Below are 15,390 nucleotides of genomic sequence, written 5' to 3' on the forward strand. Positions count from 1 at the left end.
AGAGGATATAACTCTTTTCAAGTGACAAATCACTTAACTGTTATATCCTCTTTTATTCCATGTATAAAATAACCTCTTGTTTTTCTAAAGAAGCCTTTAGATCGATAATACGTTGGTTTTCACTTCCTCTAAAAGCCAATTGAATATTGTATTTATCCTTTTGAAATGGTCCATCAACTAATACATCAATATAAGACAACATTTCATCCGTGACTTCACAATGTCTTCTTCCTCCATCTAATAAATCTTGATCTAAAATAAAACCTGTAAAACACCAAATCGTTTTATTAGGATAAACTTCTTTAATATGTTTGAATAAAGAAACCAAACGTCTTTGATTCTCAAACTCAAATGGTTCTCCTCCTAAACAAGTAAATCCTTTAATATAACTTGGTTTTAAAGATTCAATAATTTGATTTTCAACTTCATCGGTAAAAGGTTTTCCATAATTAAAATCCCATGTTTCAGGTTGAAAACAATCGAAACAATGATTTGTGCAACCAGATACAAATAAAGTTGTACGAACACCTTGCCCATTGGCAATGTCATAGTATTTTATATTTCCATAATTCATATTGATATTATAGATTAGGATTGAATAATTAGAAAGTAATTTAACCTATATCCACTATTAAATTATATCAAATATAAATAGGTTAAAGTAGAATTGTTTTAAACTAAAATTGTTTCTATAATTTAAATAGATAAAAGTAAACCAGAAAGGAGTCGAAGCTTATGAAAAATAATAGAAATGAAATAATAAAAGAATGTTTTATTACAGCTTTGCGTAAACGTTTACCAACTTCATTAGTAATCTTAGTTTTAATTGTGATTAACATTTTGGGAAGACAGAATCCATCTCCTGGAGTAGAAAAGAAAAGTATAGGCTTTGTGGCTGGTGCATCTATTTTTGTAGTAATTCTATTTATTTTTATAGAATTTATAAATGAACTAAGGAAAAAGGGATTAATCTTAAAAAAAGAGTAAGACTTATGAACAATAATAAAAAAGAAATAATAGAAGAATGTGTTAAGGCAACTTTGAAAAGAAGCGCTTGGCTTCTTGTTGTATTTGTGACTTGGGTAATATATTATCTTATGATTAGTGATGTTACGTATTTGTCAAATAAAGATTGGTTTATTATAATTAGTGTTACATCAATTTTATTGATTATTTGTACGGCATTGGAATTTGTATATCAACTATGGAAAAAAGGAATATTATTTAAAAAAGGGTCTAGTCAAGAAGATTAGACCCTTGGTTTACGTATTTTAGTTACGGTACGAATTACGATATAAAGTAGTGCAAAATCAATTGGGAAACGAATAAACTGAATTGTTAAGCGACTCATCCATAAAACATGGAAAGCTTTACCATATAATATAGATAACCACAATGGTGTTAAAAATAAGTTATTTACACATGTAACTGATAATTGAGCACATAATACACGTTTCCAACTAATGTTTTCTTGTTTATAGAAAAATAAACCATATAGAAAACCCGTCATAAATTCATTGAGGGCAAAGCCTGGGAAGTAAGGACCCGATGGTCTTAGTAAATATTCGATGTTGTCCATCAAAATACCGGCTAATCCACTTAAAACTGGTCCATAATACAATCCACAAACTCCTACAACCACTTGGGTAAAACCAATTTCAAAGATGTTTGAAACGGGAATTGTGAATTGCGCTAGAATGGCTTTAAGAGCTGTAAGAAGAGCCGTTCCAGTAAGGGAAGATACTTGTTTTAATTCTTTACAGCTGTCTTTGATTGTTTGTACAGATTTCAACATAAAAAAACCTCCTTTTCCATTATTGCCTGGAAAAAAGAGGTTTATATTTTTTCCTGCAACAGTGGGAATCGATATGTATATCGCGCTTTCGCTTTCGTCCATTGACAACTCCCTGTTCAATTGGCACTATACGCATACATATCTACTCTGTAACACGGTTATTATACTATTCTCTTATTTAATATACAACATTTCAATATGAGGAATTCCATCTTCTAAAAATTCATCCGAAACTTGTTTGAAGCCAAACTTTTCATAATATCCTTTCGCATAGGTCTGTGCTTCAATACGAATTGCCTTGGCATTGAATTTTTCTTTGGCTACTTGAATTCCTTTTTCTAAAATTATATTTCCATATCCTTTATTACGCTGTGTTGTTAGGACTCTTCCAATGGATACCTCTTCAAAAGAAACTCCTTTATCTAATACTCTTAAATACGCTTTGATTTCATTGTCTTCTTCAATAAAGACATGATAAGCTTCTTGATCTTTGTCATCTAATTCAGGATACAAACAAGTTTGTTCTAATACAAAGACAGAACATCTTACTTTTAGAATTTCATATAATTCAATATTTGATAGTTCATTAAAATGTTTCACAATTGTTTTCATTTCTTAACTATACCATAATTACTTAATTAAGGTATTTTTTTACATTTTATTATCCAATTTCTTTCCTTTTGTATACGTTTACAATTTCTTATACTACAAAGCAGGAGGAATAGAGTATGAAGATTATTTTTTATAGTGTAAGAGAAGATGAAAATGAATTAATTGATACATATGCTCAAAAATATGAAATCGATTTAGTAAAAACCAAAGAACCATTAACCCTTGAAACAGTTTCTTTATGTCAAGGAGCCCAGGCGGTTAGTATTATGACAACAAAAGTAGATGAAGCCATTGTATGTGAATTAAAGAAACATGGAGTTCAATATATTTCCACTCGCACAATTGGATTCGATCACATTGATTTAGATGCATGTAAAAAATATGGAATGCATGCCGGAAATGTAAGCTATACATATTCAAGTGTTGCGGAATATACGGTTATGATGATTTTAATGTCACTTCGTAATATGAAGCTAATCTTAGAACGTTTTTCAAGTCAAGACTTTAGCTTAGAACACATTCGTGGAAGAGAATTAAAAGACTTAACAGTAGGTGTGATTGGAACCGGTAAAATTGGTCAAGAAGTGATTCGTTTATTAAGTGGATTCAATTGTAAAATTGTTGCGTATGATTTATACCCAAACGAAAATGTAAAAAAATACGCAGAATATGTCGATTTAGACACATTGTATGAACAAGCTAATATTATTACGTTACATGCCCCTGCTTTGGAACAAACCTATCATATGCTTAACAAAGAAGCTTTACAAAAGATGAAAAAGGATGTTATCATCGTAAATACGGCACGAGGACGGTTAATTGATACAATTGCCTTAATTGAAGCCATTGAAGAAGGCCGCATTGGATATGCAGCTTTAGATGTTGTGGAAAATGAACATCATCTTTATTATAAAGACTTAAAAAATAAGATTTTAGATAATCGTGAATTATTAATTTTAAAATCTTTTCCAAATGTGATGTTGACACCACATACCGCTTTTTTCACACATCAAGCAGTAAGTGATATGGTTGAGTATTCTATAACAAATGCCATAAAAACTATTGAAGGACAAGAAAATCCATGGCAATTGGTATAACATTAGGTAACTTATTGCACTTTCAAATGTAAGCGTTTACCTTTTGTGTGTAAAAAAAACTATATATAATTAGACTAGCCAAAGAAATATCCTATTTTTAGCGCGGAAAGGAGAAGAATCATGAGATTGTATTCCATTATGAAGTGTTTCGTGGAAGAAAAGAACTATCTTTCCTTGGATTACTTTATAAATAAATTTGAAGTATCAAAGCGTACAATTCAAAATGATCTCTCTTATTTAATGCGCATTTCTTCTCGTAAAGGATTTCAACTACATACCAAACGAGGAGCTGGATATTTATTAGAAATCACCAATGAAAATTTATTCAATGATTTTCTTGATGATTTAAATAGTGGAGTCAGCTTTCATGTGAAAGAAAGACCATCCCACATATTGGCTTATTTAGCTATTCAAAACAATTATGTATCCATTGATTCTATTGCCCAGACATTCCAAGTATCCAATGCCTTGATCAAACATGACATGAAGGATGTGGAAAAACTAGCCAATAGTTATCACTTTGAATTAGAAAAAAGAGCGCACTATGGTATTCGCTTACAATATGAAATGACATATTTAAAGAAATACTTAGTAGAAGCGTATTTAAATGAAAATGTTTTTATTCAAAGTGCTGTAAATGAAGTGGTATGTGATTTTGATGATGTGGAACAAACTTTGGTAAAACAATTAAATAAGGAAGGATTAACCATCAATTACAATGAGTTATTAAATGTGATTGAATACCTGAAAGTGATTGTTTATACATCTTATGTTAAGAAAGAACAAAAAGATGAATTTGGATTTAATCAAATGGATTCGATTCATCGCGTTGCGGAATTTCTAATTTCAGCTTTAGAAAAGAAATACCATGTGTTCTTTAACTTAGAAAGCATTAAAGATGTTATCAATATATTAAATAAAAACATTAAAAGAGAAACAGGAAATCTTATTGAAAGTGAAAACTTAGAAGAAGATATTGAATTGTTTATCAAAAACATTGATGAAATCTATGATTCAAATTTTTCTTCTGATGAAGATTTCAAAAAAATGTTGTTAGCGCATGTTTCATTATTAATTGATCGCCTACACAATAAAATTTCATATCAAAATCCATTAGCAAATGAATTAAATATCACCTATCCTATGATGTTTAATATTGCGATTCAATTTTGTAACATGGTACATGAAAAATATGATGTAGAAGTGACATTTGATGAAATTGGTTTTGTGGCAATGCACTTCGCAACCCACATGGAAAAAGAAAAATTAGGAAAATTGATGTCGTATAATCGCATTGGAATTGTTTGTTCATCAGGTGGTGGCTCAGCTTATATGATAAAGATTCAAATTGAGTCTTTATTCCCTAAAGCACAAGTCCAAACGTATTCTTATATTCAACAAGATGAATTAAAAGCCTTTGAACCTGATTTGATTTTTACTGTAATTCCTTTATCCATTGAGATAAAAGCACCCGTTATTTACATCAAAGAATTATTAGATGATAAAGACTTAGTGAAAATCAAACAAATTCTACAATGTGAAGAATACGATCCATATATCTTAATTAATGAACATCCTATGTATAACTCCTTCTATTCCAAAGAATTCTTTAAGTTTGTAGAAGCAAATGACTATGAAACGCTATTAAAGAAATTAGGACATGAATTAGAAGAAAAAGGATATGGACAACCAGGTTTCACAAATCTTGTCTTAGAAAGAGAATCGTATGTGAGTACGATTTATATGAATGGGGTTTGTATTCCCCATCCAATTGAAACTGATGCCAATAAAAGTATAATTTCGGTGGCTATCTTAAAAGAACCATTTATACAAAATGACAAAGAAGTCAAAATTGTATTTATGATTTGTTTAAAGAAAGACCAAGTTGAAATGTATAAAGTAATTACCCAGAAATTATATTTACTCATGCAGAATCCGGCATATGTAAATATGATGGTCAATGTGAATTCATTTGAAGAAATGATGAGTGTCATGAAATTGATAGGAAGGGGAACAAATGAATAGTGAATTATTAATAGAATTAAGCAATGCCGATAGTATCGCATCTAATGAAGATGAAGTACGAAAAATCCTATATCGTGAATGTGCTCCTTATTGTGATGAAGTATATTGCGATAAATTAGGAAGCATTATTTTTCATAAAAAAGGAACAAGTGAAAAACCATTAAAAATTATGTTTTGTGCTCACATCGATGAAGTGGGATTCATGGTTCGTCATATCTCTGATATTGGTTTCCTTTATTTAACAGCAATTGGTGGGGTTCAAGCCAAAAGCAAAGAAATGCAGATGGTAAGAATTAAAACCAAAGACGGAAGAAAAATTGAAGGACTACTAAATGTTACTAAAGACGACAAAGGAAATGTCAAAGACATGTATGTCGATATTGGCGTAGATACTTGTCAAGAAGTAAAAGACTTAGGAATCGATATTGGTGATATGGTATGTTTTGCTTCACAGGCAAGACAACTACAAGATAAAGTCTATGCTGGTAAGGCGATGGATGATCGCTCTGGTTGTTATTGCATGATTGAAGCGATGAAACAACTACCAAAAGAGGTTGAAAACGACCTTTATTTTGTGGGAACAAGTAGTGAGGAAGTTGGTGTACGTGGAGGAAAAATCGCATCACATGTGATTGAGCCAGATGTTGTATTTGCTTTAGATGTTGCCAACAATCCAGAATTAGTTAAAAACTATACAAATCATCGTTTAATCGGAAAAGGACCTATGATTGTTCATTACGATAAAACGTTATCACCGAATATAAAGTTATTACAATATGTTAAGGAATTGGCAAATACATCAAACATTCCATATCAAAGTGATATGTTTGGTGGGGGAGGAACCGATGGTGGAAATTCTCATCTTGAAAGAGGTGGAAGATTGGCCTTGGTTTTAGGGATTCCTCTTCGTTATTGCCATGGATCTTATTCATTTGTTCATAGCGATGATTTAGATAACTTAATTCAATTAGTTAAAAATCTTGCTTTGGACTTAACATATGAAAAATATTTTTCATTTATAGATTTTTTAGGAGGATGTAGAAATGACTAAAACAGAACAAATTATCTTAGGGATGATTTCTTCGGCTGGGCAAAGTAAAGCTTTGGCTTTTGATGCCTTAAAGAAAGTAAAAACAGGAGAATACGATGAAGCTCGAAAATTGCTTGATGAAGCACGCAAAGCAGATTTAGAAGCTCATAAAGTTCAAACTGAATTAATCCAAGCTGAATTAAATGGCAGTGAGGATAAACCGGAAATTGGGTTATTAATGGTTCATGCACAAGACCATTATATGACTTCTCAATTAGCGAGAGATCTAATTGAGGAATTAATAAATGTATTTGAAGCAAAGGAGGAAAAGTAAGATGAGAATTATTCTATGTTGTGCTGGTGGGCTTTCAACAACAATGTTAATGGGAAGTATGCAAGATGTTGTTAAAAAGAGCGCAAAACTAAACGACGCTGATTTTAGTTTTAAAGCAATTCCTGTTGATCTATTATCAAGTGAAGTTGAAAACTGTGACTGCCTTGTTATTGGACCACAAATTGCTCACAAATTAGACTACATTAAACCAATTATTGATCCATATAAAATTCCTTATGTAATTGTTAACCAAGAAACATATGGAAAAATGGATGGAGCAACAGTTATGAAACAAGTATTAGTTGCTCGTAAAAAAGCTGATTTAAACAAATAAAAAATTGAGTATTAAAAGAGAGGAAAGTATTAAAGATGTTCGATAAATTTGAAGCATTTATGCAAAAATACTTGACACCTATTGCTAACAAAATGGACAAAGAAGTTCACTTAAGTGCCGTTAAAAAAGCAATGGTTGCCATGACACCATTATTAATTGTTGGTAGTTTCTGTTTGATTCCAGAAGCAATTCCAAACATGATTGGGGAAAACAATGTTATTTCTCAATGGATTTTAAATAACTTAGACATAATCTATATTCCATATAACGTAGGTATGGCTTTAATGTCACTTTACGTTACAGCAATTATTTCATACCACTTAGCAACTTCATATAAACAAGACGTTCCAGGTTCAATGACTATGGGAATCATCGCCTTCTTAATGATGGTTGTTGAATACACTGAAGATGGAGGAATCAGCAAAACTTTCTTCGGTCCTAAAGGTTTATTCGCTGCTATGTTTGCGGCTATTATTGCTGTTGAATTATTCCGTTGGTGTAAAAAGAAAAACTTTACAATTAAAATGCCAGACTCAGTACCTGATTTCGTTTCTCGTTCATTCGAAATGATTCCTATTTCAGTTATTGTTATTGGTTTCTTCTTAATTGTACGTATTGTTTGTGTAAATGTTTTCCATACAATGCCACCTCTAATCTTCACGAATATTTTTGCTCCATTAGTAGGTTCTATGGACAACCCAATCGCATATACATTCTTGAAGATGTTACAAGCGTTATTATTCTTCTTCGGTATTCACCCATCAGTATTGAGTCCAATTACTAGCCCAATTTCAACTCAATTCTTGGCTGAAAATATCGCTGCTGTACAAGCTGGTGGAACTGCAATGCACTTCTACTGTCCAGGTCCTGAATCAGCATTCGGTAACTTCACTGGAACAGGTGTTACAATTGGATGTGTATTCTGGTGCTTTATGAGTAAGAATAAAGCGTTAAAACAAATTGGACGTGTTGCCTTAATCCCAGCATTATTTGGTATCAATGAACCAATCTTATTTGGTGCTCCAATCGTATTGAACCCATTATTCTTCATCCCATTCGTAATTGGTGGTGGTATTATTGGTTCATTAGGTGGATGGGCTCAATATTTCGGAATCATGAAATGTTCAACATTCACTCCACCATATGTAGGAGTATTCCTAGAAGGATTCTTAACTAACTTAGACGTCATGTCTATTCCAGTAAATGCTGTACAATTAATTTTATCTATTATTTTATGGTATCCATTTGTTAAAATTTATGAAAAAACTTATGGTGCTAATGATACAAGTGCTGACATCAGCGCAGAAGATGCAGCTATCTTAGAAGATTTAGACTTAGACTTCTAATATTTAAAAGGCAAGCTTCGGCTTGCCTTTCTTTAAAGAGGTGAAAATTATGGCAAAAAGAATTGAAAAAATCCAAGCATTTTTAAAAGAAGAAAATATAGACGCCCTATTAATTAAAAGTAAAACCGTTAAAAAATGGATGAATACAATGACAGGAAGTGGATGCCAAGTATTGATCACAAAAGAAAAAGGTTACTTAATTGTAGATGGTCGCTATATTACTGAAGCAAAAGAAAGAGAACACGACCTAGAAATCATTTTACATAATCCTCATTTAACAGGTCGTAACTATTTAGCGACCGTTGAATCAATTTTAAAAGAAAAAGGTTGTAAGAGTTTAGGGGTAGAAGCGTATCAAATTTTAGCGAAAGAATATGAACAAATTAAAGCATTGGGATTTGATATTCATTTATTAGATAGTGAAATTGCCAATTTAAGAATCTTAAAAGAAGACGAAGAAATTGAAGCAATGAAAGAGGCGATTGCCATTACCGATGAAATCTATCAAGAAGTCATTCAACACATTCATGTGGGAATGACAGAATATGAAATTAGTGCCTTAGTACAATATTATTCTATTAAAGCAGGGGCCCAACAAATGTCATTTGATACTATTATCGCAACGGGTGAAAGAACGGCTTTACCACATGGAAGACCTACACAAAGAAAAGTAAAAGCCCATGAGCCTATCATGATTGACTTTGGGATTCAATATAATAACTATCAATCCGATATGACGCGTATTTGTTTTATTGGAGAACCAGAACCCAAAATTAAAGAAATCTATGACGTAGTATTAAAAGCACAATTAGCTGGATTAGCCGCCATTAAAGAAGGAGCAGTTGCCAGTGATGTGGATGCAGCTGCTAGAGCCGTCATTGAACAAGCAGGATATGGTGAATATTTTAATCATGGACTTGGACATGGATTAGGAATTGGTGAAGATGGAGAAGGTCCAACTTTAAATTCTCAAAGTAAAACCATTTTAAAAAATCGTATGATGATGTCATGCGAACCAGGTGTTTATGTACCAGGAGTAGGTGGAATTCGCATTGAAGACGATGTTTTAATTGAAAATGGTGTTGGGGTTCCATTGAATAAAACGACAAAAGATTATATCATTTTGGAGGAAAAATAAATGAAATATGATTTTAATGAAGTTCATAATCGCTTAGGAACGTATTGTACACAATGGGATTACATTGAAGATCGGTTCAATAAAAAAGATTTAATTCCTTTTTCGATTTCAGATACCGATTTCATTATTCCTAAACCAATTACAGAAAAAATACAAGAACTATCTCAACACCAAATTTATGGATACACAAGATGGAATCACCATGATTTCAAATCCTCTATTACAAATTACTATAAAAGAAAATTTGACACTGATTTAGAAGAAGACTGGGTTTTATATAGTCCAACGGTAATGTATTCTGTATCGGTATTGATTCGCTTATTATCAAAACCAGGGGATAGTGTTCTTACGTTTGAACCAATGTATGATTCTTTTTATTCAGTAATTCAAGAAAACGATAGAAAATTAGTTGCGAATCGTTTAGTGGATCGCAATGGTCGTTTTGAAATTGATTTTGATGAATTTGAAAAACAAGCACAAACTTGTCAATTGTTATTATTGTGTTCACCACACAATCCAACAGGAAGAATCTGGACAAAAGATGAAATGGATAGAATCGTTGGTATTTGTAGACAATACCAAGTTAAGATTATTTCCGATGAAATTCATATGGACGTTCAAATAGGAGATCATAAAAACATTCCTTTATTGTCTTATATAAATGAATATGATCAACTATATACGGCAAGCTCATCAAGTAAAACATTTAATACACCAGGATTAATTGGATCGTATTTAATGATTCCAGATAAAGAAATTAGAGAACAATTCTTAGTACAAACAAGAAGAAAAGATTTCTTAAATTCTGTTAGTATTTTTGGAATGTATGCCACAATGATTGGATATACACAATGCGATGATTATGTGGATCAATTAAATGAACACATTAAAGAAAATATGAACATTTTACATGACTTCATCGAAAATGAATTACCAGACTTTAAATTTACGATTCCAGATGGAACATACTTGGCATGGATTGATGCTCGCAATGTTCCATATACAAGCGAACAAATTCAAGATGCTTTAGTAAATGTCGGTGGAATTGGTATAATGAAAGGCGAAGTCTATGGGGGCAAAAAATATTTACGTATGAATATTGGTTGTCCACAATCAAAATTAAAAGAAGGTTTACGTAGATTTAAATTAGCGATGGATTATTTATATTCAAAATAATAGGAGGATTTTATGCATCAATTACAAATGATTTGGATGAAACTAACAAAATGGATGGACAAAGAACCCGTGAAGGTTCCTGTAAGTAAAAGAGCTATTGCCTATGTATTAGATTGGGCCATTGGAGGAATTATTTGTGGATTTCCAGCCGTATTAATCTTTGCCCTAGTAACAGGAAGCTCAGACATGTTTAGTGACCTATATGTATTCCCGGGAATGGGATATCCAGAATATTGGTCATATATAGCGGGTATTTTATGTATTGTGGTTGCCTTTATATACTATATTTATGTTCCATATAAAGTATATCCAGGACAAACATTGGCAAAACATTGGATGAAAATTAAAATTGTGAACAATGAAGATTATGGAAACATTACTTTTAAACAATTATTAATTCGTCAAGGTATTGGATTATTTTTGTTGGAAGGCTCAGCCATTGTAGTATCTAATTATTTTAGACAAATGTTGACATTGGCAACAGGTTTCTATGTGGAATATTATCTAGAAATCATTGGGGGAATTATTACCATTATTTCGGGTATGCTTGTATTTGGTACCGTTTCCCAAAGAAGTATCCATGATTACTTAGCGAAAACAAGAGTCATTGGTGAAGACGAAAAACAAGCTAAAAAGAAAATTAAAAAGAAAAACAGAAAATAGAATTGATGCATCTAATTTAAATATACGAACAAAAGGAGCCAGGGCTCCTTTTTTAGTTAATATCGATATCTAAAAAACACATAATTTTTAAAAGCATATAGGAAAAATAAAATAATTAATAACAGAATGCCTATCAATTGTATATAACGATATTTCATACGCCACTGATAAACTAAAATATTTAAATAATAAGAATCATTGTGTTTGATTAACCATTCATCTTTTACAAGTACATCCACATTGATTGAATCCATACGAATAGCACTCGTTTCATCGATTATATTATTTTATGGAAATAGTGAAGGATTCTATATTTAGTAATGATATTCATAAGCTTAATATACAAAGTTATGTAAAAAAAACAATACTCAGTTTCAATTTTTTATGTATAATAAATACGCTTTGAAGGAGAGAATATGGAAAAAATGAAACCAATGTTGTTTAAAACATTGAAACATTATTCAAAAGAACAATTTTGTAAAGACGTAGTAGCAGGAGTAATTGTCGCTATTATTGCTTTGCCTTTATCAATTGCTCTAGCTTTGGCTAGTGGAGTGAAACCTGAACAAGGAATTTATACAGCCATTGTTGCGGGATTTGTGATTTCGGCATTTGGAGGAAGCCAAGTACAAATTGCTGGTCCTACGGCCGCTTTTGCGACCATTGTAGCTGGGATTGTTGCTAAAAATGGTTTTGATGGCTTAGTGGTTGCTACGATTATGGCCGGAATCTTTTTAGTGATTATGGGAATGTGTAGACTAGGAAGCTTGATTAAGTTTATTCCTTTTACCATCACAACCGGATTTACAGCGGGAATTGCGGTTACGATTGTCATTGGACAATTAAAAGATTTCTTTGGAGTTGTCTATCCAAGTGGAATGCCAGTGATTGAAACAATGGAAAAACTTGAAGCGTTTATCGCTGGTTTTAATACTATAAATGTAGAAGCTTTATTAGTGGGATTGATTTGTTTAGTGGTATTAATTGTGATGCCTAAGATTACTGAAAAAATACCAGGATCCTTGGTTGCTGTTCTTGTAGGAATTTGTTTAGTGCAATTCTTAAATTTAAATGTGAATACGATTGGTGATTTATATACAATCAGTAACAAATTACCATCTTTCCATTTACCAACCATTAATTTTGAAATTATTTCCAATAGTGTATCCGATGCTTTTACCATTGCGATTTTAGCTGCAATTGAATCACTATTGTCTTGTGTTGTAGCTGATGGAATGATTAATGGAAAACACGATTCGAATATGGAATTAATTGGACAAGGATTAGGAAACGTCGCAAGTGGTCTATTTGGAGGAATTCCAGCTACAGGAGCGATTGCTCGAACAGCTGCCAATATTAAAAACGGAGGAAGAACACCAGTTGCTGGTATGGTTCATGCCTTAGTTTTAGTTCTTGTTTTAGTAGTACTTATGCCTTATGCTGCTTTAATTCCAATGCCATGCATTGCGGCTATCTTGTTTATGGTTGCCTATAACATGTGTGGATGGAAAACATTTGTGAATTTATTAAAAACAGCACCTAAAAGCGATGTAGCTGTATTGATTGTCACTTTTGGACTAACAATTGTATTTGATTTAGTTGTAGCCATTGAAATCGGTATGTTGTTGGCATGTCTATTATTTATGAAACGAATGAGTGATGAAACCGATGTTCGATCATGGCGATATGACGATGAAGAAGAATTATGTAATCTTCCTGAAAGTGTTCGTGTCTATGAAATTGAAGGCCCATTGTTCTTTGGTGCAGCCGATGTCATTGGAAAAATCACAACGAAACAATACACAAAATCTTTAATACTACGAATGCGTTCTGTACCAGCTATTGATGTTACAGCAATGAATGCGATTGAATCTTTATTTGAAGAATGTAAAGAAAAAAACGTAACACTTATTTTATCACATGTGAATGCCCAACCAATGAAAGCATTAGAAAAAGCTGGATATGTAGATCGAATTGGTCGTGATAATTTCATGGATAATATTGATGCCGCAATTAATCGTGTGCTAGAACTCACAAAAGATTAATGTTTTAAAAGGTGATAGTTGACTATCACCTTTTATGGTATATACCAATACGAATTAAATTTATATAAATAAGTTCGAGCACCCTTTGGCATTTGTGTTAAGGCATTGAATACATTATAGTAATCACCAATTCCCATTGTTGTCGCAAAGACACCAAGTGTTCCTAAAATAGAATACTGAGGATTGATAAAATAAATGCATAAGGGAATAATGCCAAAGACAAAATTAGGAAGTAAAGATAAAAATATGAATCTTGTTTTACTCATATCTTCACATCCTATCACAAACAACATTCCTTGTTTCCAATTGGTATATAAATAGACTTCTTTTTTAAAACAAATCGCATGTAAAAATTCATGAGGAAACATCGATAAAAGAGCCAATAGAGCACCGAAGACATTGAATACAATGCCACTTCTAATAGCACATAATCCTTCTAGAAAAATTAATAAGAAAATAGAAAGAACATTCATAATCAATCCAAGTTTTTTAGGATCATCAATTTCTTTAAATTTTACTGCACCTTCTTTATGTTCACCGTGAGGTAAACTATCAGGATTTCCATTAAATTTTCCTTTATAAATAAGTTTCATATTCTATCCCTATAAGAAAATCGCTTGTACAGGACAATGAAGAATGCAGTTTTCACATTCAATGCATTCAGATTCATTATTTAGTATTGCGACTTGTTTTTTACTTAAAAATGATTTTTTAGTTAAAGTAATAGGTTCATCAGGAATAGGACAATGTTTGATACATTCTCCACATCCGATACATAAATCTGTTTTTATTTGAATTGCCATAAAATCTCCTTATTTTCGTCTTCCATCTTCGGTGAAATGTTCTTTGAGGGCTTTTTCGGTCATGGAAATAGAACAGAACATTACAACAAATTCTAAAGCCATGATAATGGGACTGATGATGTTAAATAGTTTTTGATTGAAAGAATAAGTAATGGTTTGAATGATTACGGCTCCTATCAACATACACCAACCCATTTTCCACCAAAGTTGTCCACAATACATGTTCGCAAAAGTCCATGTGTCTTGATTCATCATGGAACGAGTTGTACGATATCCAATCAATCCATTGATTTTTTTAGGACAAGACTTCCACATAAATAAACCACATAAAATTAGGACTATAGGAATAACAACGATACAAAATGTATTCAAAATCCAATCGGTCATATTAATCACTTCCTAATTTTTTTTCTCTTAAATTTCCTTGATAACATCCTTCTTGGCATGTGCCTGCAATTTTATAACCAAGACGTTCATAGTATTGATTTAAAAACTTGTTATCAATAGCACAATCCAAACGAAGGCGTTGTTTATTGTTTTGAATTGCCATTTGTTCAATATTTGAAAGAATGACTTTACCAGCTCCTTTTTCATTTATATCAGTCACTAGATTATGAATATAATAAGCATTTACTTGATTAGGCCATCTTTCATCGTTTTCAAATAAACAAACCGCTCCTTTAATCTTTTCTTGGTTTTTTAATACATATAAACATTTATTAATTTGTTGGTCGTAATAATAATCGATTGGATAGGCTTCTAAGTAATAGGTTGTATTCCATTGTTGGATATTTTTGTTATCCATCCATTGAACTCGTTGTTCATATAAATGGAAGATAGCTTGGATTTCATTTTTAGAAGCTAAAGTAAATTGATAGTTCATGTCTTTATTTTAGAACGAATTTTATAGATTTTCTATTGATTCAAAAAAACTTAATAAAAAAATTAGATAATATAAATCAAGCTAATTTTTAAGAAATTGAAGCTTCATT

20 protein-coding genes and 1 riboswitch are annotated in these 15,390 nt (G+C 31.7%); of the genes, 12 read left to right on the top strand and 8 right to left on the bottom strand.

Annotated features, from left to right (window positions below; translation table 11 throughout):
• Positions 1 to 52 precede the first annotated feature (52 nt).
• Complete coding sequence (nrdG, locus tag ACI313_RS01405; protein WP_320608714.1) at positions 53 to 574, bottom strand: anaerobic ribonucleoside-triphosphate reductase activating protein; 522 nt, start codon at positions 572 to 574, stop codon at positions 53 to 55.
• Between the two features lie 161 nt (positions 575 to 735).
• Between nrdG and ACI313_RS01410 the strand changes: the two genes are divergently transcribed.
• Both ACI313_RS01410 and ACI313_RS01415 read left to right on the top strand, forming a co-directional pair.
• Positions 736 to 987 (top strand): hypothetical protein, encoded by a 252-nt coding sequence (locus ACI313_RS01410; protein WP_320608713.1) that lies wholly within the window; start codon positions 736 to 738, stop codon positions 985 to 987.
• Positions 988 to 992: 5 nt separating this feature from the next.
• The gene (locus ACI313_RS01415; protein ID WP_439755105.1) at positions 993 to 1,253 is read left to right on the top strand and encodes a hypothetical protein; all 261 of its coding nucleotides are present in this window, start codon (positions 993 to 995) and stop codon (positions 1,251 to 1,253) included.
• Here the strand turns inward: ACI313_RS01415 and ACI313_RS01420 are convergent.
• Complete coding sequence (locus ACI313_RS01420) at positions 1,250 to 1,795, bottom strand: folate family ECF transporter S component (protein ID WP_320608711.1); 546 nt, start codon at positions 1,793 to 1,795, stop codon at positions 1,250 to 1,252. The genes ACI313_RS01415 and ACI313_RS01420 overlap by 4 nt on opposite strands.
• 57 nt (positions 1,796 to 1,852) lie before the next feature.
• A riboswitch (THF riboswitch) is annotated at positions 1,853 to 1,947 on the bottom strand.
• A gap of 22 nt (positions 1,948 to 1,969) precedes the next feature.
• Positions 1,970 to 2,407, bottom strand: coding sequence for a GNAT family N-acetyltransferase (locus ACI313_RS01425; RefSeq protein WP_320608710.1), 438 nt, complete (start codon positions 2,405 to 2,407; stop codon positions 1,970 to 1,972).
• Between the two features lie 116 nt (positions 2,408 to 2,523).
• On the opposite strand from ACI313_RS01425, the gene ACI313_RS01430 reads away from it, so the two are divergent.
• The 9 genes from ACI313_RS01430 (at position 2,524) to ACI313_RS01470 (ending at position 11,550) form a co-directional block, all read left to right on the top strand.
• Complete coding sequence (locus ACI313_RS01430) at positions 2,524 to 3,504, top strand: D-isomer specific 2-hydroxyacid dehydrogenase family protein (protein WP_439755106.1); 981 nt, start codon at positions 2,524 to 2,526, stop codon at positions 3,502 to 3,504.
• A 120-nt stretch (positions 3,505 to 3,624) separates the two neighbouring features.
• Complete coding sequence (locus ACI313_RS01435) at positions 3,625 to 5,529, top strand: BglG family transcription antiterminator (RefSeq protein ID WP_439755107.1); 1,905 nt, start codon at positions 3,625 to 3,627, stop codon at positions 5,527 to 5,529.
• Positions 5,522 to 6,580 carry an aminopeptidase gene (gene ypdE / locus ACI313_RS01440; RefSeq protein ID WP_439755108.1) on the top strand — a complete coding sequence of 353 codons (1,059 nt, stop codon included), beginning with the start codon at positions 5,522 to 5,524 and terminating at the stop codon, positions 6,578 to 6,580. The genes ACI313_RS01435 and ypdE overlap by 8 nt, the downstream gene beginning before the upstream one ends.
• Positions 6,573 to 6,893 carry a PTS lactose/cellobiose transporter subunit IIA gene (locus ACI313_RS01445; protein ID WP_439755109.1) on the top strand — a complete coding sequence of 107 codons (321 nt, stop codon included), beginning with the start codon at positions 6,573 to 6,575 and terminating at the stop codon, positions 6,891 to 6,893. Before ypdE ends, ACI313_RS01445 begins: the two co-directional genes overlap by 8 nt.
• Before the next feature lies 1 nt (position 6,894).
• Complete coding sequence (locus ACI313_RS01450; RefSeq protein WP_320104420.1) at positions 6,895 to 7,227, top strand: PTS sugar transporter subunit IIB; 333 nt, start codon at positions 6,895 to 6,897, stop codon at positions 7,225 to 7,227.
• Positions 7,228 to 7,262: 35 nt separating this feature from the next.
• A complete protein-coding gene (locus ACI313_RS01455; RefSeq protein WP_320608705.1) occupies positions 7,263 to 8,573 on the top strand; it encodes a PTS sugar transporter subunit IIC in 1,311 nt (436 codons plus the stop codon).
• A gap of 49 nt (positions 8,574 to 8,622) precedes the next feature.
• Positions 8,623 to 9,711, top strand: a complete 1,089-nt coding sequence (locus ACI313_RS01460) for a M24 family metallopeptidase (RefSeq protein ID WP_439755110.1) — start codon at positions 8,623 to 8,625, stop codon at positions 9,709 to 9,711.
• Positions 9,712 to 10,887 (top strand): MalY/PatB family protein, encoded by a 1,176-nt coding sequence (locus ACI313_RS01465; RefSeq protein WP_439755111.1) that lies wholly within the window; start codon positions 9,712 to 9,714, stop codon positions 10,885 to 10,887.
• Between the two features lie 12 nt (positions 10,888 to 10,899).
• Positions 10,900 to 11,550: an RDD family protein gene (locus tag ACI313_RS01470; protein WP_439755112.1), complete on the top strand. Its 651-nt coding sequence runs from the start codon at positions 10,900 to 10,902 to the stop codon at positions 11,548 to 11,550.
• A 56-nt stretch (positions 11,551 to 11,606) separates the two neighbouring features.
• Here ACI313_RS01470 and ACI313_RS01475 read toward each other — a convergent pair whose 3' ends face one another.
• A complete protein-coding gene (locus ACI313_RS01475; protein ID WP_439755113.1) occupies positions 11,607 to 11,804 on the bottom strand; it encodes a hypothetical protein in 198 nt (65 codons plus the stop codon).
• Positions 11,805 to 11,966: 162 nt separating this feature from the next.
• On the opposite strand from ACI313_RS01475, the gene ACI313_RS01480 reads away from it, so the two are divergent.
• Positions 11,967 to 13,595, top strand: a complete 1,629-nt coding sequence (locus ACI313_RS01480; RefSeq protein ID WP_439755114.1) for a SulP family inorganic anion transporter — start codon at positions 11,967 to 11,969, stop codon at positions 13,593 to 13,595.
• A 32-nt stretch (positions 13,596 to 13,627) separates the two neighbouring features.
• Here ACI313_RS01480 and ACI313_RS01485 read toward each other — a convergent pair whose 3' ends face one another.
• From ACI313_RS01485 to ACI313_RS01500, 4 genes are read right to left on the bottom strand one after another with little or no spacing between them, the layout of a single operon-like run.
• The gene (locus ACI313_RS01485; RefSeq protein WP_439755115.1) at positions 13,628 to 14,188 is read right to left on the bottom strand and encodes a DUF3267 domain-containing protein; all 561 of its coding nucleotides are present in this window, start codon (positions 14,186 to 14,188) and stop codon (positions 13,628 to 13,630) included.
• Positions 14,189 to 14,197: 9 nt separating this feature from the next.
• Positions 14,198 to 14,398 carry a 4Fe-4S binding protein gene (locus tag ACI313_RS01490; protein ID WP_320608699.1) on the bottom strand — a complete coding sequence of 67 codons (201 nt, stop codon included), beginning with the start codon at positions 14,396 to 14,398 and terminating at the stop codon, positions 14,198 to 14,200.
• A 9-nt stretch (positions 14,399 to 14,407) separates the two neighbouring features.
• Positions 14,408 to 14,785, bottom strand: a complete 378-nt coding sequence (locus ACI313_RS01495; RefSeq protein ID WP_439755116.1) for an SdpI family protein — start codon at positions 14,783 to 14,785, stop codon at positions 14,408 to 14,410.
• A gap of 1 nt (position 14,786) precedes the next feature.
• Positions 14,787 to 15,281, bottom strand: a complete 495-nt coding sequence (locus tag ACI313_RS01500; protein ID WP_320104418.1) for a GNAT family N-acetyltransferase — start codon at positions 15,279 to 15,281, stop codon at positions 14,787 to 14,789.
• Positions 15,282 to 15,390 lie beyond the last annotated feature (109 nt).

The sequence above is a fragment of the Floccifex sp. genome (assembly GCF_051873495.1).
Classification (GTDB): Bacteria; Bacillota_I; Bacilli_A; order Erysipelotrichales; family Erysipelotrichaceae; genus Floccifex.

What these genes read in the sequence shown, in the direction of transcription:
- ACI313_RS01495 (WP_439755116.1), bottom strand. Translation starts at nt 14,785, where the DNA reads ATGACCGATTGGATTTTGAATACATTTTGTATCGTTGTTATTCCTATA.
- ACI313_RS01455 (WP_320608705.1), top strand. Translation starts at nt 7,263, where the DNA reads ATGTTCGATAAATTTGAAGCATTTATGCAAAAATACTTGACACCTATT.
- ACI313_RS01425 (WP_320608710.1), bottom strand. Translation starts at nt 2,407, where the DNA reads ATGAAAACAATTGTGAAACATTTTAATGAACTATCAAATATTGAATTA.
- ACI313_RS01435 (WP_439755107.1), top strand. Translation starts at nt 3,625, where the DNA reads ATGAGATTGTATTCCATTATGAAGTGTTTCGTGGAAGAAAAGAACTAT.
- ACI313_RS01460 (WP_439755110.1), top strand. Translation starts at nt 8,623, where the DNA reads ATGGCAAAAAGAATTGAAAAAATCCAAGCATTTTTAAAAGAAGAAAAT.
- nrdG (WP_320608714.1), bottom strand. Translation starts at nt 574, where the DNA reads ATGAATTATGGAAATATAAAATACTATGACATTGCCAATGGGCAAGGT.
- ACI313_RS01475 (WP_439755113.1), bottom strand. Translation starts at nt 11,804, where the DNA reads ATGGATTCAATCAATGTGGATGTACTTGTAAAAGATGAATGGTTAATC.
- ACI313_RS01445 (WP_439755109.1), top strand. Translation starts at nt 6,573, where the DNA reads ATGACTAAAACAGAACAAATTATCTTAGGGATGATTTCTTCGGCTGGG.
- ACI313_RS01465 (WP_439755111.1), top strand. Translation starts at nt 9,712, where the DNA reads ATGAAATATGATTTTAATGAAGTTCATAATCGCTTAGGAACGTATTGT.
- ACI313_RS01415 (WP_439755105.1), top strand. Translation starts at nt 993, where the DNA reads ATGAACAATAATAAAAAAGAAATAATAGAAGAATGTGTTAAGGCAACT.
- ACI313_RS01410 (WP_320608713.1), top strand. Translation starts at nt 736, where the DNA reads ATGAAAAATAATAGAAATGAAATAATAAAAGAATGTTTTATTACAGCT.
- ypdE (WP_439755108.1), top strand. Translation starts at nt 5,522, where the DNA reads ATGAATAGTGAATTATTAATAGAATTAAGCAATGCCGATAGTATCGCA.
- ACI313_RS01450 (WP_320104420.1), top strand. Translation starts at nt 6,895, where the DNA reads ATGAGAATTATTCTATGTTGTGCTGGTGGGCTTTCAACAACAATGTTA.
- ACI313_RS01420 (WP_320608711.1), bottom strand. Translation starts at nt 1,795, where the DNA reads ATGTTGAAATCTGTACAAACAATCAAAGACAGCTGTAAAGAATTAAAA.
- ACI313_RS01430 (WP_439755106.1), top strand. Translation starts at nt 2,524, where the DNA reads ATGAAGATTATTTTTTATAGTGTAAGAGAAGATGAAAATGAATTAATT.
- ACI313_RS01470 (WP_439755112.1), top strand. Translation starts at nt 10,900, where the DNA reads ATGCATCAATTACAAATGATTTGGATGAAACTAACAAAATGGATGGAC.
- ACI313_RS01500 (WP_320104418.1), bottom strand. Translation starts at nt 15,281, where the DNA reads ATGAACTATCAATTTACTTTAGCTTCTAAAAATGAAATCCAAGCTATC.
- ACI313_RS01480 (WP_439755114.1), top strand. Translation starts at nt 11,967, where the DNA reads ATGGAAAAAATGAAACCAATGTTGTTTAAAACATTGAAACATTATTCA.
- ACI313_RS01490 (WP_320608699.1), bottom strand. Translation starts at nt 14,398, where the DNA reads ATGGCAATTCAAATAAAAACAGATTTATGTATCGGATGTGGAGAATGT.
- ACI313_RS01485 (WP_439755115.1), bottom strand. Translation starts at nt 14,188, where the DNA reads ATGAAACTTATTTATAAAGGAAAATTTAATGGAAATCCTGATAGTTTA.